Here is a 24109-nt window from a genome sequence, read left to right on the forward strand (position 1 = left end):
GAGATACGAAAATCGTACGCTTAAGCGCGACTTCTAATCATTTGAGATAACATAAACATTGCTGCAGCACTAATAACAACAGACGGGCCTGCAGGCGTATCATAGAACCAAGACAAGCTTAGTCCTCCGAACACTGCGATAGAGCCAATAATCGATGCGATGAAGGCCATTTGCTCGGGTGTATTCGCGAATTTCCTTGCTGTAGCCGCAGGGATGATCAGCAGCGATGTCATGATTAACGCACCAACAAACTTCATACCGACAGCAATCACGATACCAACAAGCAACATCAAAATCAGACGCATTAAATCAATGTTGATGCCATCAACCGCCGCTAGGTCTTCGTTAACCGTTGTGGATAGTAGTGGGCGCCAAAAGATAGCAAGTACCAATCCAATCACGGCTGCACCCGCATAGATAAACACTAAATCAGTCGGCGATACCGCAAGCAAGTCGCCAAATAAGTAACTCATTAGGTCAACTCGAACGTTGTCTAAGAAGCTTACCGCTACAAGGCCTAAAGAGAGCGCACTGTGCGCCAAAATACCGAGTAGGGTATCGGTCGCGACCAGTTTTTGTTTTTGCAATGTTACGAGCAACACAGCCAGCATCAAACAACAGATCAGCAGCGCGAAGTACAAGTTAATGTTGAACAGGAAGCCAAGTGCTAATCCCATCAAAGAAGCGTGAGCAAGCGTGTCACCAAAGTAAGCCATCTTGCGCCAAACCACGAATGAACCTAGTGGGCCTGCAATCAGTGCAATACCCAAACCCGCTAAAATAGAGGGAAGAAGAAACTCAAGCATTAGTGGTGTCCGTGTTTATGGTTTGAACATTCATGTGCACCGCCCGTTACTGGTTGGCCTGCAAGATCATGATGGTGATGTTCGTGTTGGTGGTGATAAAACGCTAGCGTCTCTTGGGTCGCGGTGCCAAAGAGCGCAATATACGAAGGATGGTGTTTGATGTCTGCAGGTGCACCTGAACAGCAAATGTGGTGGTGCAAACAGATAACATCGTCTGTTTTTGCCATCACTAAATGCAGGTCGTGCGAAACCATAAATACGGCACAACCAAAGCGGTGACGAATGGTGTCAATCAAGTCATACAGGTCAATTTGCCCTTGAACGTCGACTCCTTGAGCCGGTTCATCAAGAACCAGTAGGTCTGGTCTTCTTAGTAATGAACGAGCAATGAGCACACGTTGGTTTTCACCGCCTGATAACTGGTGCATGTTGCTCTTTTGCAGATGTTCAGCACCAACGAGCTTCAATGCTTCAAGGATTTCTTGCTGACTGAACTTGCCAGTGAGCTTTAGAAAATGCTCTACGTTGAGCGGTAGTGAGTCATTGAGCTTTAATTTTTGTGGTACATAGCCAATTTTCAGTTTTTTGGCTTTTGTTATTGTGCCTGAAAATTTGGTCTGTAAACCCAGTACCACTTTTACTAATGTCGACTTTCCTGCACCGTTTGGCCCAATCAGGGTGGTGATTCTGCCGCGCTCTAAATTTAGAGAGATGTTGTCTAGAACTTTTCGACCGTCAAATTCGACGCTCACAGAATCTAGTTGGATTAAGTTATCCATGAATAGAACTCATTTGCAATTCACTAATGTTATAATGTAACATTTACCTCAAGCCTAAGCTACTTTTCTATTATCGAGGGATTATGTCACGTTCATCTTTTATACTTGCTACTTTGCTTTTAGCGCCAAGTGTCGCAAGTGCCAATACTATTCTAACAAGCTTTAAACCAATTCAAATGATTGTGACGGAATTAACGCAGGGCGTTAGTGAACCGGATGTGTTGATGAACAGCAATGCTTCGCCGCACGATTATGCGCTTAAGCCATCTGATGTCAAAAAAGTTCACAGTGCCGATATGGTTATCTGGTTTGGCCCTGACCTAGAAGCCTTTTTGACTAAGGTGATTGGTTCAAAAGAAAACGTTATCAAGATCAGCGAGATTCCAGGAATTAACTTGCGAGAGTTCGGACACGATGACCACGATGCTCATGAAGGACATAATCATGGTAGCCATGACCCGCATTTTTGGTTAGGTATCGATCAAGTTGAAGTGGCCGCAAAATACATCTCAGCAAAGTTGATTGAATCTGACCCTGATAACGCAATGGCGTATCAAGAGAACCTAGATTCATTCCTGATTGCTTTAAAAGAAAAGCAGCAGTCTATTCATGAACAACTTGCGCCAGTGAAAGATAAAGGTTACTACGTATTTCACGATGCGTATGGCTACTTTGAGCAAGAGTTTGAACTAAATAACTTAGGCCACTTTACGGTGAGCCCAGAGCGTAAACCGGGCGCAAAAAGCCTGATTGCTATCAAGAAAACCTTGGTGCGTGACAATGTTCAATGTGTATTCGCAGAGCCTCAATTTACTCCGGCTGTGATCGAATCGGTGACTCGTGGAAGTAACGCTAAACAAGGCCAGCTTGATCCGATCGGTTCAACGGTTGAAGTGAAGAGTGGAAGTTATTTCGATTTTCTTCAGCAACTTACAGATAGCTACACAAGCTGCTTAAGTGGGAAGTAATTCATAACGAGTATTCTTTACTCTACTTTGCTCTCGTTAATTTATGAATGATGCCGCTTTTTGCGGCATTTTCGTGACCGTTAAGATAAAACCTCCTAACAAATAGCAAACCTCCTTTCTCCTTTTCTAATTTCCGCTAAAATAGAAAGATAATAATAATCACAAAAAAACTCAGTTTTTGGTTCAGCAACGATAAGACGTTGTGGTGTCCAAAATTTCATGCGTTGTTGCTGTTCAGGATTAAGAGTTGTATCGAATTATCTTTAAAATGTTCATGTTTATGAGCATTTCATTTAGCGTTCTAGCGGTAAATACATCACCCTCCGTTTTCTATCCTTTGCCCGTTCAAGCGCAAGGGAATTTTCTTGCGGCTAAAAACTTGTACCTAGGTGCTGGAGGTGGGCTTTGGGTTCATGATGTGCATGGAAAAATACTTTTTTACGATGGCCGAACCTTATTTCCTCGCAAAGGTAGCTTGCTGCAATTTTCTTCAGAAAGAGTCGCGTTTCTTAATGATGAGTTTTGGACATTTTTCGACAACGAGGTGTATCGACATAGCCCAGGAATTGGCAATGAATTGGCGTTTAGCCTAAGTCCCGGCGCTGAAATAACGAATATCGGTGCATCAGGCGATTATATTTGGGTCACTGACGGCAGTAATTTTTATACCTACAACACTCAATCTTTAGAATTCAACACGTACTCTTTACTTAAATTGTACCGATACAATAACAGTAGTGACATTGCGATTAACGATGCGGAGTGGGTGCTGTCAAAGTGGGTACTGGCGACCAGTTCAGGCGTTTACCTTTCAGAGAATCAAGAGTTTACCCATGTCACCGCATCAAACAAGAGCCATATTGAGACGGTTTATTTTTCGAATGCTCGACGTGAGTTAGTGATTGGTACCTTAAATGGTGCTGTGATTGTTGATCTCGCGAACCCAGATAAAGAGACCATCGTTAAAGGGTCGCATGTTCTCTCGTTGGCCGAAACTTCGGACCAGTATTGGATTGGTACAGAGCACGGCCTTATTAGCTACAATTTTATTACGGGACAAATTACTCGATTCAAACAAGCCGCCAATCAAGACTTCTCGTTACCGGGTGAGAAAATATATTCATTGATCAATGACCATGCAGGTGGGATGTGGATTGCGACAAACAACGGTATCCGATATTTCTCACTGTTCAGCAAAACTTTTTCGAGAACGCCCCTAACTGGTATGGGCATGCATTCGAGTAGTGTGGTGATCAACAAAGTACTGCCTGTCAGTGAACAGTTATCTTGGGTCGCGTCCTCAATGGGGCTCTACTTGGTTGATTCTGAAAGTAAAGAGAATCCAATTCGTGTTTACTCTAATTCCGTTAATGATTTTGAGATTTTTGGCTCGTCAATTTGGTTGGCGACCGAAGAAGGCATCATTAGTCTAAATACGGAAACGCTACAACCTGAAGCCCTTGATTTACCAAGGCCGATTAAGGGAGTACACGTTGAAAACTTTGCGCTTCAGGCAGACAACGTACTTTGGATGACTTCTGGGCAAAACCTTTATTCGTTATCTATCGAAACCATGAAACTAACGAGCTATGGCACTGACTGGTTAGTCGACAAGTTTTTGCCTGCGAAGATCACTGATCTCAATATAGGCTTGCTCGGTCGTATCTATATAGGCACTGACCATGGCTTCTACTCGTTCATTGATAAACGAATTAGTTTTAGTCGTTCCAGCGAGCGTTTTGGCAAAGTCGTCGATATTGAAAAAGCGAAGGACGGGGCTCAGTGGTTTGCAAGCAGTTATGGCGTGTATCGAATCCCTGATGACAGCTCTATTATTCAAGAAATCACGCTTGTTGAAGATAATATTAGCCCTAACTGCTTGATAAGCGATGATAATGGTGTGTGGTTAGGCTCTTCGAAAGGCATCAGTTATTACGGGTTGGATGGACAGTTGCATAAACACATCGGTTCACCATTTGGTTTGATCACCAATGAATTGGCGGCGGGAGCATGTGCTCTGTTTTACAGCGAAGAGAGCCAATCTTCGAGGTTGGTTTTCGGCTCAAAGTATGGCGTAGTCAGCGCATTATCCAACGAATTACTGGTATCAACAACACCTCATAGCCGTGCCTTATTGAGTAAGATAAGTGTCGATCAACAAACGGTATCTCTTGGCGGAAGGACGGCTGAACTGGATGAGATCCCTTATGGTTCCTCGATGGGTTTTAAGCTAGGCATCTTACCAGCAACGTTCGCGCCTGCGATGGAGTATCGACTGAGCGATGATGAACCTTGGAGTGAGTTTGAAGGGGGATTGTTAACGCTCGACCATCTTCTTCCTGGAGATTACACACTTGAAGTGAAGCCGGTTAAGGACTCCCATTACCGCTTTGTGTCAACGAACCAAAGTTTTTCGATTGCGGAGCCTTGGTATCTGACGAATTGGGCTGCAGCAAGCTCTCTGATGTTACTGATTGGCGTTGTAACTATCTTGGTGTTTTGGCGTTCGCGTTATGTCACTTTTGCCAACAGGCACTTAAAAGCGCAAGTTGCATTGAAGACGGATCAATTGAGACACCAAAGCCGTATACTACTTACGACCAATCAACAGCTTAAAAAGCAGCTATCGGTTAAGAATGCGTTTGTATCTCACACTGCCAATGAACTCTCTTCTGAAGTGAATCATATTGCTGCGATGATCCCTAATTGGAATGACGAGCACGGGAAGTCGCCAATTCTAACCTTGAAAAATGGCTTAGCTCAATTGAGTAATACCCCTCAAGGGGAAGGGCAAGTTTGTTACGATATAATTTTAATCTTAGAGGCGGTACTCAAAGCTTGGCAAGATGACTTAGCCAAAGCCGGTATTGAACTGGATATTAAAGTCGAAACAAAGCAACGATATGTCTCTTTGCTGTATTTTAATCTCGATATTATCTTCAATAGCTTGGTTGCGAGCATCATCAAGAGAAACTTTAAGTCTCAGAGTATGGTGGTTCTGGTTGAAGAGGTTAAGGAGCATCTTGTTGTTACCATTCGAGATCATGGGATGCCTTTCCCTAAACTGGCATCAAGTATGAGTGACAATACCGGAAAGTCGACCGATCTTAACATCGAAAAGCTGCCTCTATTGATGAATCAAAGCGGTGGCGAGCTTAACGCCTTTGTTTCGGAATCTCAAAATAAGGTTCAGCTTTCGTGGCCAATTGAATATCAAGTACTCGATAATCTTGAAGCCAGCACAATTGAACAGATTGAAACCATTAAACTTACCGTTTCAACGCCAGAGCAGCAAAAACTGACAGCGGAACAAGAGTGGAAGAACAGAGTGTCTCAGCTTGTGAGTGAAAACTACGCTGATGCTGAGTTCAGCACTGCAACTGCTGCCAAGTATTTGTTCATGTCTGAGAGAAGCTTGCAGAGACGCTTTAAATTGGCTTACAACAAGACCTTCAAAGAACACTTGAATGAAGTACGTCTAGAGCATGCGTGCGAGCGCTTACTCGCTGGAGAAAAGATATCTGACGTCGCTTTTGATTCGGGTTTCAATGACCCTTCCTATTTCAGTCAAAGGTTTAAGCACCACTTTGGTATGTCACCATCTAAATTTGCGGAAAACAACGAAGAGTAGTGAGCTGCAGATAATAGAACATAGATAAAGATACTTTAGCCTCGACATTCGTGTTGGGGCTTTTTTATGTTCCTACGAGATACGAGATACGAGATACGAGATACGAGATACGAGATACGAGATACGAGATACGAGATACGAGATACGAGATACGAGATACGAGATTGATATGGAGTGCAAAAAGGTTGTTGGGATAAAGCAAAAGGGAAGAAAAAAAATATCGTGGTATAGCCGGGGGGACTATACCACGGGTGCCAATGACACCTTCGCTTGCTGCCGGAGTGATATAGCAAAGCCATATCACCTCTGGAATAAAATTAAAGAGAAGGAGTTTCTCTTCGATGGAATAACTATACGTTCAGGTACTTATTTTACTTATAAAATTAACGACAGAAGGCTATGAGAAAACCGACATTATCTTAAGTGCTTGATAATTTTCAGTTTGTTTTTAGCGGGGGCGATTTGTACTAGTGAGGTAGTTCTCGCTAATTGTTGAAAGTAACGTTTTTGACGTAAACGTTTTTAACGAAATTTACGAGTATGTATTTTCGAAAACATTGATTTCACACAATGGAATTGTGGACATGTATGTGTATCATGGCGGTAATAACAATCTTTCTCATTATCAGTCACGAATTGGGTATTTATGAAACTCTCACAACTAGAGCAAGGAAAGGCGGCTTCTATTGTTGCACTAACAGGTTTAACTCCAGACGTAAGAAAAAAACTTATGGTCATGGGTATGTTGCCAAAAACCGAGGTGACGCTTATCCGCCGTGCACCTATGGGGGATCCGCTTCAAGTTGAAGTGAGAGGTGTTTCGATCGCCATTCGTGAAAGCATTGCAGAACAAATCGAGGTTATCTAAATGGATTATCAAGTTCTTACCGTTGGTAACCCGAATAGTGGTAAAACAACACTGTTCAATGCACTAACTGGTGCCAAGCAGCACGTTGGTAACTGGGTTGGTGTCACCGTAGAGAAGAAGACGGGTTTATACTCACACGCAGGTGATCAGTTCCAGCTTACCGACTTACCCGGTATTTACGCGCTAGACAGTGGTAATGACGCGAACAGCATCGATGAATCTATCGCGTCTCGCGCTGTTCTGACTCACCCTGCAGATGTGATCATCAATGTTGTTGATGCTAGCTGTCTAGAACGAAGCTTATACATGACATTACAACTACGTGAGTTGGGTCGCCCAATGATCGTTGTGTTGAACAAAATGGATGTATTAAAGCGCGAGCGTCAGGTGATTAACCTTAAAGCGCTAGAGAAAGAGCTAGGTTGCCCAGTTCTGAGCTTGTCCGCAAACGACAAAGGTCAAGTAGTTCGCTTTAAAGAACGCCTTCATAAACTGCTTGTTCAGGGTGTGAGTCTTGACCCTATCTCTATTGATTACGATGTCGCGTTAGAAGCTCTCATCCCTTCTGTTGAGTCACAATTTGATGATGCTGACGTATCTCACCGAGCGCTCGCGATTCGTGCTTTAGAAAATGACTACTTGGTATTGAATGGACTGGCTCCACAAACTCGCACTCAAATTGACAATGTGCGTCTAGGTGCCGATTTCGATATTGACCTTGCTGTTGCTGACGCTAAGTACACTTTCTTACATGACCTTTGTAAACGTGTTCGTCGCAGCGAAGGCAAACTAAGCCGAAACTTTACAGAGAAAGCAGACCAATTCATTTTGAACAAATGGGTCGGTATTCCTTTCTTCTTCGTCATCATGTACTTAATGTTCATGTTCTCTATCAATATCGGTAGTGCGTTTATCGATTTCTTCGATATTGGTGTTGGGGCAATATTAGTTGATGGTGGACACCACTTATTGGATGGTCATTTGCCGGTTTGGTTAGTTACTATACTTGCTGATGGTATTGGCGGCGGTATTCAAACCGTTGCGACCTTTATTCCAGTTATCGCAGCGCTTTACCTATTTTTAGCGGTGCTAGAAAGTTCAGGCTACATGGCTCGTGCTGCATTCGTACTTGATAAAGTGATGCAAAAGATTGGTCTGCCGGGCAAAGCATTTGTCCCACTTGTACTAGGGTTTGGTTGTAACGTGCCTTCAATCATGGCAACTCGTACTCTTGACCAAGAGCGCGAACGTAAATTGGCAGCATCAATGGCGCCGTTTATGTCATGTGGTGCTCGTTTACCGGTATACGCATTGTTCGCAGCGGCATTCTTCCCTGGTGCTGGCCAAAACGTAGTATTCGCTCTGTACATCATGGGTATCGTTGCTTCTGTATTTACGGGGCTGTTCCTGAAAAATACGATCTACCCGGGTAGCAGTGATAGCTTAGTGATGGAAATGCCAGATTACGAACTGCCGACAGTGCAAAACGTAATGCTGAAAACTTGGCAGAAGCTAAAGCGTTTCGTACTGGGCGCAGGTAAAACCATCGTGATGGTTGTGGCTATTCTTAGCTTCCTAAATTCGCTAGGTATGGACGGTAGCTTTGGTAACGAAGACAGCGAAAATTCAGTACTTTCTAAGGCAGCTCAAGTAGTGACCCCTGTATTCCAACCAATTGGTATCACAGAAGAAAACTGGCCAGCAACAGTAGGTATCATTACGGGTATCTTCGCGAAAGAAGCGGTAGTCGGCACGTTGAATAGCCTTTACACAACACCATCAGACGAAGAAGCAGCTGAATTCGATTTGGCAGCAAGCTTGCAAGAAGCGGTAATGACGATCCCTGAAAACCTATCAGGCTTGAGTTACTCAGATCCGCTAGGTATTGAGGTTGGCGATTTAAGCGATTCAGGCGCAGTTGCTGAAGAGCAAGAGGTAGACTCATCAATCTTCGGTAACCTAAAAGACAAATTTGTTTCTGGTCATGCTGCATTTGCTTACTTAATCCTTATCTTGCTTTACACGCCTTGTGTGGCAGCGATGGGTGCTTACGTTCGTGAATTTGGTCAAATGTTTGCACGCTTTATTGCGGTTTGGACAATGGCGCTTGGTTACTTTGGTGCGACCTTCTACTACCAAGCAGCAAACTTTGCTGCACATCCGGTGACAAGTGCAGTGTGGATGGTGGCAATTGCTGGTGGTTTTGTGGTGACGTATCGCGTGTTCAAGAAAGTCGGCAGTAAGCAGAAAGCGCTAGAGGTGCAAGTCGTATGATTTTAACTGAACTTCATCAATACATTGATAGCCAAGGTGTTGCGGCTCGTAAAGAACTCGCTGCAAAGTTTGGCATGAGTGAAGATGGCGTCGATGCGATGCTGAGTGTGTGGGTTAAGAAAGGGAAAGTATCTCGCTTGGTCGACACCAACAAGCATGGTCATACAACACGTGTTCGCTACACCATCAGCAAACAAGATGGCCTGTCGCTGAATGTGATGATGTAGTTTGGTCAATATCTAATAAAAAACCGCAGCCTATGAACTGCGGTTTTTTTGTTTGTGTTTATAGACTTAAGACTCTTTGGTCTCACCTAACCCAAGAACTTTAAGGCCGATACTCAGTAACAGTATGGATACTGGAAGAACCAAAATGTCCCATCCAATGCTGTCGAAATTAACGAGCACAAGCTCCAAAAATTTCACGAAGAGAATGATGATAATCACTTCAGCCAAAATGTTTTTCAGGTGACCAATGTTGGGTGTTTTTATCCAACTCAGTACTTTGCTTTTATTGATTTGCTGGTCACTTTTCGCGGTATTACTTTTATCCGAGATGAATAAAGTGAACACACCGTGAGAAAAGATGAAGAGTACAAAAGCAATCAAGAATGTATCCAGAGACTTAATCAAGTACGAGATCGCGATATCTGTTGTGTCTAAATGCGCGAGCGATTCTGGTGGTACCTGATTGAGCATGAAGATCGCAAAAGCAGAGTAAGTCTTGGTTGCTCCCATAAAGAATAAGAGTAGGGAAGCGAGCATAGAACAGATGATGGCGATCCAGCTGATATGACGAAATAAGTTGAAGGTTTGTTTCATGATGCTCTCTCTATGTTGTGTGCAAGAGAGTATACGTGGGAGTCTATGTTGTGATAATTGGGTGTTTTTGTGAATTATTATTACGCAGCGGTAATAATGGTGATACCTAGCTAGGAGGCATCACCTGTGTCAGAAGGTTAAGCTTTCTTAAAGATAGAGCTTAGTGACAGAACGTTCTGAATACGAGTCAGAATAGCAGCTTGCTCTTCTTCACTACGTTGTTCACCTTTGGTGTTGCCCCATACAGGACCAGGCCAAGCAATGTCATCTTTGAAACGCGCAATATGGTGAATGTGCAGTTGTGGCACCATGTTACCCAGCGCGCCTAGGTTGAGCTTATCCGGTTGGAACGTTGCTTCTAGTGCTTGGCTTACCGCTTGAGATTCATGTAAGAACTGCTGTTGCTCTTTCATTGGTAGGTGGTGCAGCTCTTTCAGGTTGGCACGTTTTGGTACCAAGATAACCCAAGGCACTGCGTTATCTTTGCTTAGTAGTACTAGGCTCAGAGGAAACTCGCCGATAAGCGTGGTGTCTTTCGCTAACTGTGGGTGAAGTTCAAAGCTCATTATTATTATCCATTTCGATTTCTTGAATTCAGTATACGTTAGATAAAACAAAAGGTTGATGCTCTCACATCAACCTTTGTATTTATTCTTTGTAACCCTAAGGGAATTACATACGCTCTAGAGTATCGATACCTAGAAGCGATAGACCTTGCTTGATAGTCTTCGCTGTTAGTGCAGCAAGCTTCAGACGGCTCTGCTTAACAGTTTCGTCTTCAGCAACTAGGATAGGGCATGCTTCGTAGAAGCTAGAGAATTGACCCGCTAGTTCGAACAGGTAGCTACACATGATGTGTGGTTGACCTTCACGAGCAACAGACTGTACCGCTTCTTCGAATTGTAGAAGTTTCGCGATAAGAGCTTTCTCTTTCTCTTCAGTGATTTTAATTTCACCCTCAAGAGAGTCCATAGAAATGCCAGCTTTAGCAAAGATTGAAGCAACACGAGTGTATGCGTATTGCATGTACGGTGCTGTGTTACCTTCGAACGCAAGCATGTTGTCCCAATCGAACACGTAGTCAGTAGTACGGTGCTTAGAAAGGTCTGCGTACTTAACCGCTGCCATAGCAACCGTGTTAGCGATCACTTTCTTCTCGTCTTCTGCTAGTTCTGGGTTCTTAGATTCGATCAGTTGTGCTGCACGAACTTCTGCTTCATCAAGAAGATCAGCAAGACGAACAGTACCGCCTGCACGAGTCTTGAATGGCTTACCGTCTTTACCTAGCATCATGCCGAATGCGTGGTGTTCAAGAGAAACAGATTCTGGGATGTAACCTGCTTTACGAACGATAGTCCAAGCTTGCATTAGGTGTTGGTGCTGACGTGAGTCGATGAAGTAAAGTACGCGGTCTGCGCCTAGCTCTTCAAAACGGTATTTTGCACAAGCAATGTCGGTTGTTGTGTATAGGAAGCCGCCGTCACGTTTCTGGATGATAACGCCCATTGGGTCACCATCTTTGTTTTTGTATTCGTCTAGGAATACAACTTGTGCGCCGTCATCTTCTTTAGCAAGACCTTGCTCTTTAAGATCCGCAACGATAGTTGGCAGCATGTGGTTGTACATGCTTTCGCCCATTACGTCATCACGCGTTAGAGACACGTTTAGACGATCGTAGTTGCGTTGGTTTTGAATCATTGTAACGTCAACAAGCTTCTTCCACATCTCTGCGCAGAACTCGTCGCCGCTTTGCAGTTTCACAACGTAGCCACGAGCTTTAACTGCAAACTCTTCGTCTTCATCGTAAAGCTTTTTAGACTCACGGTAGAAACCTTCAAGGTCAGCAAGTTCCATTGAAACTTCGCCAGACTCGGCCTGAACGCGCTCAAGGTTTGCGATAAGCATACCAAATTGAGTACCCCAGTCACCGATGTGGTTAGCACGGATAACGTTGTGGCCTAGGAATTCTAGAGTACGAACAACTGCATCACCGATGATAGTTGAACGTAGGTGACCAACGTGCATTTCTTTAGCAACGTTTGGTGCAGAGTAATCTGCAACAATAGTTTGCGTTTCAGCAACTGCAACACCAAGGCGAGAGTCAGCCAATGCTGCGTCTGCTTGTTTTGCTAGGAAAGCTTCATCTAGGAAGATGTTTAGGAAACCCGGACCTGCGATTTCAACTTTAGACGCGATACCGTCTAGGTTTAGAACGTCCAATACTTTTTGAGCAAATTCTCGTGGGTTAGTGCCTAGTCGTTTAGCAACGCCCATAACGCCGTTTGCTTGGTAGTCACCAAACTGTGGTTTTGCAGATTGACGAACAGCAGCAGGAGAGCCTGCAGGTGCGCCAGCGGCTTCTAGAGCCTGAGATACTTTGTCATTAATAAGTGCTTGGATATTCACACGCGTTTCCTTCAATTCAAGGATGATAAGAGTGGCCGTTAATTCTTGGTCATTAAACTGGTTAATTATGCTTCTAGTTAACGATTTAATGCCAAAATCAGCAGCAGACTCTGTTTAAGTTCACAGAAATGGCGGTAATCATACCAATTTTGTGGGGTTTCTTATAGGTCGAATTGATAGAAAATTAACATTTCCTGAGTGGTTTTTGACAATCGACTTTTACCAAGACGCGTTTGCATGTTTAAGGATCGGAAAGAACATAGTTATTGAGTATCTTTTGTAAAAGCAACGCTTGTTGCAAAAGGCAAAACTGATAACATGCAGCCATTATTTGGAGAACGCAGACAATGATGATGAGCCTGAAGCAAGCTGAACTAGAACCACAACAAATGATCGCCCGCCTTGATACCTTTATGGCAAAAATCGAGAACCTAGGAAATACACTGGGTTTAGATTTAAGCTTTGCTCAAGCGGATCATATTGCGCTGCGAGTCAATGACACTGAGTTAGCCAAATCTGCGCATCAAGCATGGTCTGAGTACGGCTCTACCATTTCAGAGGCGATGATCAATGGTCGTCCAATTGTGGTGTTGGCTTTCGATGAACCCTTGCAAAGCCTTGGCTGGAAAATTGAATGCTTGGAGTTGCCATATCCAGCAGAAGGTAAGATTTACCCAAGCCAAGATTGGGAACATGTAGAGTTTGTGATTCCGTCTCATGCCCAAACGGCTGATGAGTATCTAGCGGATCTTAAAGAAACTTACCCGCAGTTCGCTGCTAACTTTGAAACGCTGGCTGAGCAAGGTATTAAGATCAAACTCTCTAGTCCGAAAGGCGAGGGGGAACGCTTGAATAACCCAACAGTGGCTTTTAAACATCAAGGGATTTGCATCAAGCTGCACCCACACTCACTTAAGCGTATTGTTGAATCTGAACAGGCTTAATTTGAGTAGAGAGTCGCTAGGAAAAGATTCCTGAACTCGCCTAGGCTCGTCGGAATGACGGATGTGGGCTAGGCTTGTGCCTTACAATCATTCGGTTTGAGTGGATTGTTTCCGAGCCATAGTTTTTGCTAGCTAGAGAACGACGTCATTCCCGATAGCGACGAAGGAGCGTAGTCGGGAATCTCTTAAAGTTACCCTGAACATTAAATATAAAAAACGCGCAGTGGGTTAACCCTATTGCGCGTTTTTTATTGGATTCTAGCTGGAAGTCGAACTTAAATTAGCAACTTACAGAATCACAGTCTTGTTGCCGTAAACAAACACGTGATCATTGATCACCTTGTTTAGCGCCTTACTCAATACGTTCTTCTCTACGTCACGACCCGCTTGCGCCATGTCTTTCGCGCTGAAGTTGTGATCCACTGGAATAACGTCTTGCTTAATGATCGGTCCTTCATCGAGATCATTAGTCACGAAGTGTGCCGTTGCACCAATGATCTTTACGCCACGCTCATACGCTTGTTGGTATGGCTTCGCACCGATAAACGCTGGCAAGAAGCTGTGGTGGATATTGATGATCTTGTGGTTGTACCTTTCAACAAATCCCGGAGTCAGTACTCGCATGTACTTAGCCAAAACAAGGTAATCAGCCTCGTATTGGTCAATCACTTCTAGCATCTTCTTCTCATGCTCTTCACGGTTTAGCCCTTCGTGAGAAACATGGTGGTAAGGGATGTCAAAACGCTCGGTTAGGCTTTGTAGAATGTCATAGTTGCCAACCACTGCTGCGATTTCCACGTCTAAACTGCCATCGAAGTTCTTCATTAGAATGTCGCCAAGGCAGTGCGCCTCTTTGGTCACGAGTATCACAACACGCTTGCGAGATGAATCAACAAGTTTACGCTTCGTATTTTGTGGCAGCGCCTGGTCTAAATCGGCAAGCAAGGTTTCGTCATTGAAATACCCTTCAAGCTCGGTGCGCATAAAGAAGTGGCCACTTGTGTTATCTACGAACTCATTGTTGTGAATAATATTGAGTTGGTGCTTATAACAAATGTTGGTGATCTTAGAGATGAGGCCCGGGGCATCAGTACAATGTGTTAGTAAAGTTTTTCTTTCCATTTGCATCTTACTTCCATGAAATATTTTTATTCTTCAAATTAAATGCAGGCCGTCGAACGGTGAACTGAGCCGCAATATCACCGTTATAATTAATCTATTATCAAGTTGGTTTCAACAAATTCTGCTGCTCATTTATCGCTTTGATAAATTGTTTGATGTGGAAATATCAGTTTTTAGATAGGAAAACAGGCAGAAGCTTCATTTTTAAAGTTTTGACCGTAGTACGCATTTGAACTTCAACCGAGGCATTTACGCCTTGGCCAAAAATAGAGGTGATACTTATGGATAAAGAGTTACTAGCCAAAAAACTGTACTGCCAACGAGTGAATTCATTGGCGAGAGGTACCGAGTTAGATGGTAATATTCTAGATGAAATGTGGGAAAGTAAGACCCCACCAACCGATGCAGTGAAGGCCATACAACCTTGTGATAACCATTTTGAAGGCGCCTCTTGGTTGTCACGTTATCTAAGTCGAAAATAAAAATGACTCTCTAATTCTTACTTCTTCAGTTCTTACCTTTAAGGTAACTCAAGTCACGTCAAACTAAACCAAACACCTCCGGTGCGAAGTCATTCTTGATTCGCGCCGGCTCACTAAACCTGCCATAATTCGTCTTCTATTTTTCTAAACTTCGTACTCTATGATATCTAAAACGTTTTCTGCTGATGGTGCTCTGGGTAAAGCGATCCCCGGGTTTCAGCCACGACAAGCTCAGCTAGACATGGCTGAAGCGGTTTCACAAGCTATTGAGCAACAGAGCCAATTAGTTGTTGAAGCGGGAACGGGTACCGGTAAGACCTTTGCTTACTTAGTGCCAGCGTTGCTTAGTGGCAAGAAAACCATCATTAGTACGGGGTCTAAAAACCTTCAAGAACAGCTGTTTCACCGAGATTTACCATTGATGGTCGATGCGCTTGGCTTTTATGGTCAGGTTGCGTTACTTAAAGGGCGTTCAAACTATTTGTGTTTGGACAGACTCAGCCGTCAAATGATCGAGAGTCATGGTGCTCATACCGATCCAACACTGCTGGCTCAGTTAGTCAAAGTTCGTAGTTGGTCGTCATCCACTCAAACGGGGGATTTAGGCGATTGTGATGATATCGCTGAAGACAGCCCAATCATTCCTACGATTACTTCCACTAACGACAACTGCTTAGGTAAAGAGTGCCCAAGCTACACCGATTGCTTTGTGCTTAAGGCGCGTAAAAAAGCGATGGATTCGGATGTGGTTGTTGTAAACCATCACCTATTCTTAGCGGACTTAGCGATTAAAGAAACCGGGTTCGGTGAGCTAATCCCAGAAGCAGACGTGTTTATCTTCGATGAAGCCCATCAGCTTCCCGATATTGCCAGCCAATACTTTGGTCAGTCCGTGTCGAGCCGACAGATTAATGAGCTCGCTAAAGACATCGAGATCGCCTACCGAACCGAAGCGAAAGACATGCGTCAGTTACAAAAGGTGGGGGACAGGCTTGTTCAGTCAGCTGCCGACCTACGCATTGTGTTGGGCGATACCGGCTTTCGTGGTAACTGGCGTGAAGCACTAAAGTCTGAGTCAATTGCACGAGAACTTGTTCGTCTACAAGATGCGTTGCAACTGGCCGTCGATGTATTGAAGCTAGCATTGGGTCGAAGCCAACTGTTAGACACCGCTTTTGAACGTGCGAACATGATTAAGTCACGCATTGAACGTGTGTGCGATGTGTCGATTACGGGTTACTCCTATTGGTATGACACAACACCAAGGCAATTCGCTTTGCACATCACACCACTGTCGGTTGCGGATAAATTCCATGAGCAAATCGAACTTAAACCGGGCGCTTGGGTATTTACCTCAGCAACCTTGGCGGTGTCAGATGATTTCGATCACTTTACCTCTCGACTTGGCTTAAAGCCGTCGGCTCAGTTTTCACTGCCGAGTCCATTTGATTATCCGAATCAGGCACGTTTATGTGTGCCTCGTTATCTTCCAGAACCCAATAGTCCGGGTTTGGCGGATAAGTTAGTTCGAATGCTGACTCCGGTGATTGAGCAAAACCAAGGCCGCTGTTTTTTCTTGTGTACTTCACACAGCATGATGAAAGAGTTGGGTGAGCGATTCCGAGAAACCCTCACTGTACCAGTCCTATTACAAGGTGAGACAAGCAAGCAAAAAACCTTAGCCGAGTTCATGGAATTAGGTAACGCATTGCTCGTAGCTACAGGTGCTTTCTGGGAAGGGATAGATGTTAGGGGCGACGCATTAAGCTGTGTTATCATCGATAAATTGCCCTTTACCGCCCCTGATGACCCTTTACTTAAGGCTCGAATCGAGGACTGTAAGTTAAAAGGGGGTGATCCTTTTGCACAGGTACAGTTGCCAGACGCCGTGATTACCTTGAAACAAGGTGTCGGCCGATTGATACGTGACAAGCGCGATAATGGCGCTTTGATTATTTGCGATAACCGATTGGTGACTCGCGATTACGGTGGCATATTTTTGGCGAGTTTACCGCCTATCCCACGTACCCGTGATTTAGGGGTCATTAAAGAATTCTTAGCTAAAGACCATTCAATCGCTGCTGAGTAATTGGCATTGTTGAGCTTAGCCATTATTTTTAGATTAGATAACAGATATTTGAGACACAAATGAGCGCGAAAATTCTTGCAGTAGATACCGCAACTGAAAACTGTTCAGTTGCATTAGTAATGGGTGACCAGGTGTTCGCACGTAGCGAAGAGGCTCCTCGAGACCATACAAAAAAAATTCTACCTATGGTTGATGAAGTACTGAAAGAAGCGAATGTCGCTTTAACCGATATTGATGCTATCGCGTTTGGCCAAGGTCCAGGCAGTTTCACGGGTGTACGTATTGGTATTGGTATTGCTCAAGGCTTGGCTTTTGGTGCGGATTTACCGATGATCGGTGTCTCTACACTGGCTGCGATGGCGCAAGGCAGCTACCGTAAATTTGGTGAAACTCATGTTGCGACAGCGATTGATGCGCGTATGAGTGAAGTGTACTGGGCTCGCTACAGCCGTGAAGAAGATGGTCGTTGGACTGCGGTTGATGCAGAGTGTGTTACACCACCGAGTGAGTTGGCAGCGCAGCTTGAAGCGGACTCTGAAACATGGGCAAAAGTCGGTACAGGTTGGGAAGCGTACGCAGAACATATGGATACTCTAGCGATCAACACCAAAGCATGTGAAGTGCTATTCCCAGAAGCTCAAGATATGGCTTTCCTTGCTCAATTCGCTTATGCAGAAGGCAAGGCGGTTGCAGCAGAAGAGTCTGAGCCTGTTTATCTTCGTGATAAAGTGACTTGGAAAAAACTGCCTGGCCGCGAGTAAATACATATTATTTTGGCTCTGCATTTACTTTGCGGAGCCGCTATTAAAGCCAGACACAAAGTCATTAAATTAGGTACAAAATTTCTTAAGCATGGTTTCAATAAACGGCTTACCTCCTTCTTCGATAGGCAATACATCCAAAACCAATCGAACCAATAAAAAGAATGAGGTAAAAAAAGGCGATGCAAAAACCTCAGTTGGTCAGCCAACTAAGGTCGCGAATGCTGTCTCGCATTCCATTCGCCAAGTCAAAGAATCTGAGATTCACAAAGCTCAGGTTCAGTATGATCTTCCAGAAGGGCGTGGTCGACGTGCGATGGAAGAGTATATGGATGTGATGAATCAAGCTAAAAAAGAGGAACTTGCGAAGCTTATTGGAGTCGATATTTACATCTAGCTTTGTGCTTTTATTTATCCTGTTCTAAGGACCAGCATTATGTTTTCTCTCATTTCTAAATCTCGCTTATTCTTCCTTATCGCTTTCTCTTCGATGGTGATGGGGTGCTCCTCGCTACCTCAAGAACTTAATGCAAACTCTGAACAAGTGGTCACCGATTACCAAGAGTGGGTTAACACAGTGCCTGATGCGGGTGACGTTCGCTTGGGTGGCGTGATTGCTAAAGTAACCAACTTGAAAGATAAGACTCGAGTTGAAGTGGTTAATTTACCTATTTCAAGCAATGGTAAGCCAGATATTGACGCCGAGCCAAAAGGACGTTTTGTTGGTTACATTGATGGCTACGTTGAACCATTGAGCTTTGCTGAAGGCCGCTTAGTCACTTTAGTTGGCACATCAAATGGCACTGAAGATGGCACCATTGGTGATTACCCTTACACCTTCCCAGTCATGAATGTCTACAATCAACGTTTATGGCAGATCACTGAGCGAGTGGTTATCAACGATTTTTCGCCGAACTATTACTCTTGCCGCAGTTTGCATTGTCGCAGTTTTCAAACCATGCCTAAGTCAGGGCGTGTGATTCAAGATGTGGAATAGTCGAACCTTACCCCGACACACTTAACGACAGGGACAACTTAAAATCAATGATTGAAAAGTCATACTCCCTTGCGAGCGGGACGCTTGCCACACAACAGATAGGCAACCCACAAACGACCGCAACGACGGTCGTTTTTATTCATGGGTGGTTGGATAATTCGTCCAGCTTTAATCAGGTTATACAGCAAGTCGCTAAGTTTGCGCCCAATGCTCACCTTGTTGCTATCGATCTCTTCGGACACGGCTTCTCGTCGCATAAATCGGGAAGTTATTACCCATTTCATGATTATATTGATGACTTGCATCAGTTGGTGACTAAATTATCGCCAAACAGACTGGTACTGGTAGGACATTCACTTGGTGCATTGATAGCAAGTTGCTATAGTGCCGCCTTTCCTGAAAAGGTGTCAGGATTAATTCAAATTGAAGGTCACGGACCTCTTTCTGAAGCTCCCCACGAAACAGTCTCTCGCTTGAGGGATGGGGTACTCAGTCGTCTTCGACAGCGAAGAAAGCCTTCACGTCCTTTGGCAAGCCTTGAGGATGCTATTAAGCTGAGAGCTCACGCCAACCAAATTAATGCTGAATTAATCGCTCCTATTGTTGAGCGAGGTATTGTCGAGTTCGAGAACTCTTGGCAATGGCGATGCGACCCTAATCTAAAATGTGACTCGTTATATCGAATGTCACAGGCGCACGCTGAAGCGATTATGGCGGCTATTGAATGCCCTCAATTAATAATCCTAGGGAATGGTGGATTCCGACATTTGCAGCATAATCGCTACAAATCAGTGCATAGTCCTCTGCATATAGAGACTGTTCCTGGCGGACATCATTGTCATTTAGAGAGCCCAGAGCTAGTTTCAGAGCTAATTCTTGGTGTAGTTAACAAAATTTAAACAAGTGTTTGAGCCTTTTAGTGCTCATGCACTAAAGCTGTGCTGTAATACCGCAATGATAAAAAGCGGCGAAGCAGTCGTCAGCTGATAAACGAGGAGTAACATCGTGGATAAACCTTGGCTTTCACGTTATCCAAGTGACGTACCAGAAACGATCAACCCAGATCAGTACCCATCTCTTGTAGAAATGTTTGAACAGTCGGTACAGAAGTACGCAGACCAACCTGCATTCGAGAACATGGGCTCGATTATGACATTCCGTAAGCTAGAAGAGCGCAGCCGTGCTTTTGCCGCTTACCTGCAGAATGACTTGAAACTGAAGAAGGGCGATCGCGTCGCGCTAATGATGCCAAACCTACTGCAATACCCAATTGCACTGTTTGGTGTATTGCGTGCCGGTATGATTGCAGTGAATGTCAACCCACTGTACACACCTCGTGAGCTTGAACATCAACTGAACGATTCTGGTGCAAAGGCGATTGTTATCGTATCTAACTTTGCGAGCACGCTAGAGAAAGTGGTTGATAACACGCCGGTTAAACACGTAGTTCTAACTAGCCTAGGGCAAATGCTGCCACGCGCGAAAGGTACAATTGTCGATTTCGTAGTGAAGTACGTAAAAGGCATGGTGCCTAAGTATGACCTGCCGGGTGCTATTTCATTCAGAAAAGCACTGCACAAAGGTCGCCGTCTTCAGTATGTGAAGCCGTTTATGGCGGGTGATGACATTGCATTCCTGCAGTACACGGGTGGTACAACGGGTGTAGCTAAGGGCGCAATCCTAACGCACCGCAATATGATTGCGAACGTACTTCAAGCGAAAGGGGCTTACGGTCCTGTTCTGCAAGAAGGCCGCGAGTTGGTTGTAACAGCACTGCCGCTTTACCACGTATTTGCACTGACCGTGAACTGCTTACTGTTTGTTGAGATGGGTGGTCGTAACCTTCTAATTACTAACCCTCGTGATATTCCAGGTTTCATTAAAGAGCTACAAAAGGTTCCGTTTACCGCGATTACTGGCGTAAATACCCTGTTCAATGCGTTGGTAAATAACGAAGATTTCCATGAATTGGATTTCAGTAACATGCGTTTATCTGTTGGCGGCGGCATGGCGGTTCAACGCGCTGTTGCTGAGCAATGGAAGAAAGCAACAGGCGTTCACCTATTGGAAGGCTATGGGTTAACCGAGTGTTCACCACTGGTAACGGGTAACCCATACGATCTAAAAGACTACACAGGTGCAATCGGCCTACCTGTACCATCGACAGAAGTTCGTATTGTTGATGATGAAGGGAAAGTAGTAGGCAATGACCAAGTGGGTGAGTTGCAGGTTCGTGGCCCTCAAGTGATGCAAGGTTACTGGCAGCGCCCTGAAGCGACTAAAGAAGTGATCGATCAAGACGGTTGGCTATCTACAGGTGACATCGTTAAGTTTGATGACGAAGGCTTGTTGTACATCGTAGACCGTAAGAAAGACATGATTCTTGTGTCTGGATTCAACGTTTACCCGAACGAGATTGAAGACGTAGTGGCTCTGCATGGCAAAGTGTTAGAAGTAGCAGCTATCGGCCAGCCTCATGAAGTGTCTGGTGAGCTGGTTAAGATCTACGTTGTTAAGCGTGACCCTAGCCTAACCAAAGAAGACATTATCGCGCACTGTCGTGAGCACCTAACGGGTTATAAGATCCCTAAATTAGTCGAGTTCAGAGATGATCTTCCAAAGACTAACGTAGGTAAGATCTTACGCCGCGTACTGCGTGAAGAAAACGATGCAGAATTGGCTAAACGCGCTAGCGAATAATTAGCCCGTTTACGCGAAAGTACTGCACCATAACCATTGAGGCGCTTAATCTAAGCGAGCGCTGAAAAATGGTGTTAGAATGCCGACAGTTAATGTCGGCATTTTTGTATCCGGCGATCAAATAGAAACCAGTGAGAGTTTTTGTGGATTATCAAATCATTACCCAATTGAAAGACCTTGAGCGAGTTTGCCAACAAGCACGTGAAGCCGATGTCGTTATGCTTGATACGGAGTTTGTTCGTACAAGAACCTATTACCCTCAATTAGGCTTGATTCAGTTATTTGATGGTGAAACGCTGTCACTGATTGACCCTATTGCTCTTGGTGAAATGACACCATTTGTTGGATTGTTGAAAGACGCCTCTGTTCTGAAAGTGCTGCATGCTTGTGGTGAAGATTTGGAAGTGTTCCAAAACGCATTTGGCTGCACACCAACACCAATGGTTGATACCCAGATCATGGCAGCTTTCTTAGGTCATGGTTTATCAACGGGCTTTGCTGCTCTGGTTTCAGAGTTTGTCGGTGTCGATCTCGATAAGAGTGAATCTCGCACTGACTGGCTAGCGCGTCCGCTTTCTCAAAAGCAATTGGACTACGCAGCGGCAGACGTGCATTACCTAATGCCAATGTACAACAAGCTTCTAGAAAAAGTGATGGAAGCTGGCTGGTGGGAAGCGGCTCAGCAAGAGTCTGATTTACAAGTTGCCAAGCGCATCCGTAAAGTAAACCCAGACACTGCCTACCTTGATATTAAAGGGGCGTGGCAGCTTAAACCTAAGCAGCTAGCGATCTTACGACCTTTAGCAACTTGGCGTCTAAAAGAAGCAATCAAGCGCGATTTAGCGCTGAACTTTGTCTTCAAAGAACAAGACCTATGGGCTGTGGCTCGTTTCGCGATGAAAGATCCTAAGCACATGGAGCAAGAAGGTTTTGATTACCGCTCTGTACGCCGCCATGGTGCGAAGATCAGCTCAATCGTTAAGTTGGCGGAACACACGCCTGAAGAAGAGTACCCAGCACCAGTAGAACGTTTAATGGACTTCCCTGGCTACAAGCAACTTTTCAAAGTGCTGAAAGATGAAGTGAAAACAGCATCACAGCACAGCGGTTTGGCTACGGAATTCTTAGCATCTAAGAAGCAACTTAACCAAGTGTTAAGCTGGGTGTGGAAGCACGATCGTAACCCAGAAAAACTGCCTGATGTTATGCAAGGCTGGCGTTTAGATCTGGTTGGCGAAAAGCTGAATAAAGCGATTAAGTAACCTGTTCTTGTTCTAAGAGTTAGCCAGTTACAGATATAAAATGCAGACACAAAAAAGAGAGCCTAGGCTCTCTTTTTTATTTAATCTGCTGACTACTTACAAGATAACGAAGATCACTTATCGTCTTCTGGTAGCTTAACATTCAGCTCTAATACTGAGATGTCGTCATCTTTGTGTTCGAACGTCAGATCAACCATTGATGGATCTACCTCAACGTACTTTGCAATACACTTCAAGATGTCTTCTTTCAGTTGCGGTAAGTACGATGGAGCAGGGTCGTCATGACTGCGGCGCTCAGCAACAATGATCTGCAAACGCTCTTTGGCTAGGTTTGCGGTCGTCTTTTTCTGTGGTCTGAAAAACTCTAGTAATGACATTGCGTATTAGCCCCCGAACAGTCTTTTGAAGATGCCTTTCTTCTGTTCCGTTAAGAAACGGAAGTCCACTTGGCTACCTAGTAGTCGCTCTACAGTATCATTGTAAGCCATACCTGCGTCGGTTGCTTCGTCAAAGATAACTGGAACACCCTTGTTCGATGCATTCAGTACCGCTTGGCTCTCTGGAATCACGCCCAGTAGAGAGATGTGTAGGATCTCTTCAACGTCTTCAACACTTAGCATCTCACCTTGAGTTACGCGTGCTGGGTTGTAGCGAGTCAGTAGAAGGTGTGTTTTCACTGGCTCTAAGCCGTCTTCTGAACGACGAGATTTAGAGTCAAGAATACCTAGAATACGGTCTGAGTCGCGTACAGAAGAGACTTCAGGGTTAGTCGTTACAATCGCTTCATCAGCAAAGTACAACGCCATTAGAGCGCCTTGTTCGATACCCGCAGGAGAATCACAGATGATGAAATCAAAGCCCATTTCATCTAGCTCATCAAATACGCGACGAACACCGTCTTTGGTTAGTGCATCTTTATCACGAGTTTGAGAAGCAGGAAGAATGAACAGGTTCTCTGTGCGCTTGTCTTTGATCATCGCTTGGTTCAGCGTAGCTTCACCATTGATAACGTTAACGAAATCGTAAACGACACGACGCTCACAACCCATGATTAAATCTAGGTTACGCAGACCGATATCAAAGTCGATAACTGCGGTTTTCTTCCCTTTTAAAGCCAGACCTGAGGCAATAGCTGCACTAGAGGTCGTTTTGCCTACCCCGCCTTTACCTGACGTTACAACGATAATGCGTGCCATTCT

Annotated in this window: 22 protein-coding genes; 14 read left to right on the forward strand and 8 right to left on the reverse strand. The window is 44.5% G+C overall.

Annotated features, from left to right (window positions below; genetic code table 11):
- Positions 1–20: 20 nt before the first annotated feature.
- A complete protein-coding gene (gene znuB, locus CWO13_RS05000; RefSeq protein ID WP_048660851.1) occupies positions 21–806 on the reverse strand; it encodes a zinc ABC transporter permease subunit ZnuB in 786 nt (261 codons plus the stop codon).
- Positions 806–1585: a zinc ABC transporter ATP-binding protein ZnuC gene (znuC, locus tag CWO13_RS05005; protein WP_108082621.1), complete on the reverse strand. Its 780-nt coding sequence runs from the start codon at positions 1583–1585 to the stop codon at positions 806–808. Before znuC ends, znuB begins: the two co-directional genes overlap by 1 nt.
- 83 nt (positions 1586–1668) lie before the next feature.
- On the opposite strand from znuC, the gene znuA reads away from it, so the two are divergent.
- The 5 genes from znuA to CWO13_RS05035 all read left to right on the forward strand — a co-directional run bounded on the left by znuA (position 1669) and on the right by CWO13_RS05035 (position 9553).
- Entirely contained in the window at positions 1669–2553 is an 885-nt protein-coding gene (gene znuA, locus CWO13_RS05010) for a zinc ABC transporter substrate-binding protein ZnuA (protein ID WP_102433588.1), read from the forward strand.
- Between the two features lie 247 nt (positions 2554–2800).
- The gene (locus tag CWO13_RS05015; RefSeq protein ID WP_108082622.1) at positions 2801–6184 is read left to right on the forward strand and encodes a helix-turn-helix domain-containing protein; all 3384 of its coding nucleotides are present in this window, start codon (positions 2801–2803) and stop codon (positions 6182–6184) included.
- A 646-nt stretch (positions 6185–6830) separates the two neighbouring features.
- Positions 6831–7052, forward strand: coding sequence for a FeoA family protein (locus tag CWO13_RS05025; protein ID WP_004734203.1), 222 nt, complete (start codon positions 6831–6833; stop codon positions 7050–7052).
- Positions 7053–9326, forward strand: coding sequence for a Fe(2+) transporter permease subunit FeoB (gene feoB / locus CWO13_RS05030; RefSeq protein ID WP_055319700.1), 2274 nt, complete (start codon positions 7053–7055; stop codon positions 9324–9326). It abuts the gene before it with no gap.
- A complete protein-coding gene (locus CWO13_RS05035) occupies positions 9323–9553 on the forward strand; it encodes a FeoC-like transcriptional regulator (protein WP_048660845.1) in 231 nt (76 codons plus the stop codon). The genes feoB and CWO13_RS05035 overlap by 4 nt, the downstream gene beginning before the upstream one ends.
- Positions 9554–9619: 66 nt before the next feature.
- On the opposite strand, the gene CWO13_RS05040 is transcribed toward CWO13_RS05035, so the two are convergent.
- The 3 genes from CWO13_RS05040 to argS form a co-directional block, all read right to left on the reverse strand.
- The gene (locus tag CWO13_RS05040) at positions 9620–10147 is read right to left on the reverse strand and encodes a YqhA family protein (RefSeq protein WP_102433590.1); all 528 of its coding nucleotides are present in this window, start codon (positions 10145–10147) and stop codon (positions 9620–9622) included.
- A gap of 137 nt (positions 10148–10284) precedes the next feature.
- Positions 10285–10713, reverse strand: coding sequence for an HIT domain-containing protein (locus tag CWO13_RS05045; protein WP_048660843.1), 429 nt, complete (start codon positions 10711–10713; stop codon positions 10285–10287).
- Positions 10714–10819: 106 nt separating this feature from the next.
- The gene (gene argS / locus CWO13_RS05050) at positions 10820–12553 is read right to left on the reverse strand and encodes an arginine--tRNA ligase (protein ID WP_048660842.1); all 1734 of its coding nucleotides are present in this window, start codon (positions 12551–12553) and stop codon (positions 10820–10822) included.
- A 347-nt stretch (positions 12554–12900) separates the two neighbouring features.
- On the opposite strand from argS, the gene CWO13_RS05055 reads away from it, so the two are divergent.
- Positions 12901–13497: a VOC family protein gene (locus CWO13_RS05055; protein ID WP_102433591.1), complete on the forward strand. Its 597-nt coding sequence runs from the start codon at positions 12901–12903 to the stop codon at positions 13495–13497.
- Positions 13498–13785: 288 nt separating this feature from the next.
- On the opposite strand, the gene purU is transcribed toward CWO13_RS05055, so the two are convergent.
- Entirely contained in the window at positions 13786–14619 is an 834-nt protein-coding gene (gene purU / locus CWO13_RS05060; RefSeq protein ID WP_048660881.1) for a formyltetrahydrofolate deformylase, read from the reverse strand.
- Between the two features lie 281 nt (positions 14620–14900).
- Here purU and CWO13_RS05065 point away from each other — a divergent pair, with 281 nt between their 5' ends.
- From CWO13_RS05065 to rnd, 8 genes are all read left to right on the forward strand, one after another.
- Positions 14901–15101, forward strand: coding sequence for a hypothetical protein (locus CWO13_RS05065; protein WP_102480712.1), 201 nt, complete (start codon positions 14901–14903; stop codon positions 15099–15101).
- Positions 15102–15261: 160 nt separating this feature from the next.
- Positions 15262–17190, forward strand: coding sequence for an ATP-dependent DNA helicase (locus tag CWO13_RS05070; RefSeq protein ID WP_048660840.1), 1929 nt, complete (start codon positions 15262–15264; stop codon positions 17188–17190).
- 59 nt (positions 17191–17249) lie between these two features.
- On the forward strand, positions 17250–17951 hold the full coding sequence (tsaB, locus tag CWO13_RS05075) for a tRNA (adenosine(37)-N6)-threonylcarbamoyltransferase complex dimerization subunit type 1 TsaB (RefSeq protein WP_048664625.1): 702 nt from the start codon (positions 17250–17252) through the stop codon (positions 17949–17951).
- A gap of 91 nt (positions 17952–18042) precedes the next feature.
- Positions 18043–18348, forward strand: coding sequence for a hypothetical protein (locus CWO13_RS05080; protein ID WP_017074520.1), 306 nt, complete (start codon positions 18043–18045; stop codon positions 18346–18348).
- A 39-nt stretch (positions 18349–18387) separates the two neighbouring features.
- The gene (locus tag CWO13_RS05085; protein WP_048664623.1) at positions 18388–18948 is read left to right on the forward strand and encodes a Slp family lipoprotein; all 561 of its coding nucleotides are present in this window, start codon (positions 18388–18390) and stop codon (positions 18946–18948) included.
- A 47-nt stretch (positions 18949–18995) separates the two neighbouring features.
- The gene (locus CWO13_RS05090) at positions 18996–19847 is read left to right on the forward strand and encodes an alpha/beta fold hydrolase (RefSeq protein ID WP_048664622.1); all 852 of its coding nucleotides are present in this window, start codon (positions 18996–18998) and stop codon (positions 19845–19847) included.
- 106 nt (positions 19848–19953) lie between these two features.
- Complete coding sequence (gene fadD, locus CWO13_RS05095) at positions 19954–21648, forward strand: long-chain-fatty-acid--CoA ligase FadD (RefSeq protein ID WP_048660836.1); 1695 nt, start codon at positions 19954–19956, stop codon at positions 21646–21648.
- Positions 21649–21791: 143 nt separating this feature from the next.
- Complete coding sequence (rnd, locus tag CWO13_RS05100; RefSeq protein WP_102433594.1) at positions 21792–22910, forward strand: ribonuclease D; 1119 nt, start codon at positions 21792–21794, stop codon at positions 22908–22910.
- A 113-nt stretch (positions 22911–23023) separates the two neighbouring features.
- Here the strand turns inward: rnd and minE are convergent, their stop codons facing one another.
- Both minE and minD read right to left on the reverse strand, forming a co-directional pair.
- Positions 23024–23287, reverse strand: a complete 264-nt coding sequence (minE, locus tag CWO13_RS05105) for a cell division topological specificity factor MinE (RefSeq protein ID WP_004737949.1) — start codon at positions 23285–23287, stop codon at positions 23024–23026.
- 6 nt (positions 23288–23293) lie between these two features.
- On the reverse strand, positions 23294–24106 hold the full coding sequence (gene minD / locus CWO13_RS05110) for a septum site-determining protein MinD (RefSeq protein WP_009848498.1): 813 nt from the start codon (positions 24104–24106) through the stop codon (positions 23294–23296).
- Positions 24107–24109: the final 3 nt, after the last annotated feature.

This window comes from Vibrio sp. ZF 223, assembly GCF_003050585.1.
GTDB lineage: Bacteria > Pseudomonadota > Gammaproteobacteria > Enterobacterales > Vibrionaceae > Vibrio > Vibrio crassostreae.

Coding starts and splice junctions, on each gene's coding strand:
- znuB (WP_048660851.1), bottom strand. CDS start 806: ATGCTTGAGTTTCTTCTTCCCTCTATTTTAGCGGGTTTGGGTATTGCA.
- znuC (WP_108082621.1), bottom strand. CDS start 1,585: ATGGATAACTTAATCCAACTAGATTCTGTGAGCGTCGAATTTGACGGT.
- znuA (WP_102433588.1), top strand. CDS start 1,669: ATGTCACGTTCATCTTTTATACTTGCTACTTTGCTTTTAGCGCCAAGT.
- CWO13_RS05025 (WP_004734203.1), top strand. CDS start 6,831: ATGAAACTCTCACAACTAGAGCAAGGAAAGGCGGCTTCTATTGTTGCA.
- feoB (WP_055319700.1), top strand. CDS start 7,053: ATGGATTATCAAGTTCTTACCGTTGGTAACCCGAATAGTGGTAAAACA.
- CWO13_RS05035 (WP_048660845.1), top strand. CDS start 9,323: ATGATTTTAACTGAACTTCATCAATACATTGATAGCCAAGGTGTTGCG.
- CWO13_RS05040 (WP_102433590.1), bottom strand. CDS start 10,147: ATGAAACAAACCTTCAACTTATTTCGTCATATCAGCTGGATCGCCATC.
- CWO13_RS05045 (WP_048660843.1), bottom strand. CDS start 10,713: ATGAGCTTTGAACTTCACCCACAGTTAGCGAAAGACACCACGCTTATC.
- CWO13_RS05055 (WP_102433591.1), top strand. CDS start 12,901: ATGATGATGAGCCTGAAGCAAGCTGAACTAGAACCACAACAAATGATC.
- purU (WP_048660881.1), bottom strand. CDS start 14,619: ATGGAAAGAAAAACTTTACTAACACATTGTACTGATGCCCCGGGCCTC.
- CWO13_RS05065 (WP_102480712.1), top strand. CDS start 14,901: ATGGATAAAGAGTTACTAGCCAAAAAACTGTACTGCCAACGAGTGAAT.
- CWO13_RS05070 (WP_048660840.1), top strand. CDS start 15,262: ATGATATCTAAAACGTTTTCTGCTGATGGTGCTCTGGGTAAAGCGATC.
- tsaB (WP_048664625.1), top strand. CDS start 17,250: ATGAGCGCGAAAATTCTTGCAGTAGATACCGCAACTGAAAACTGTTCA.
- CWO13_RS05080 (WP_017074520.1), top strand. CDS start 18,043: ATGGTTTCAATAAACGGCTTACCTCCTTCTTCGATAGGCAATACATCC.
- CWO13_RS05085 (WP_048664623.1), top strand. CDS start 18,388: ATGTTTTCTCTCATTTCTAAATCTCGCTTATTCTTCCTTATCGCTTTC.
- CWO13_RS05090 (WP_048664622.1), top strand. CDS start 18,996: ATGATTGAAAAGTCATACTCCCTTGCGAGCGGGACGCTTGCCACACAA.
- minE (WP_004737949.1), bottom strand. CDS start 23,287: ATGTCATTACTAGAGTTTTTCAGACCACAGAAAAAGACGACCGCAAAC.
- minD (WP_009848498.1), bottom strand. CDS start 24,106: ATGGCACGCATTATCGTTGTAACGTCAGGTAAAGGCGGGGTAGGCAAA.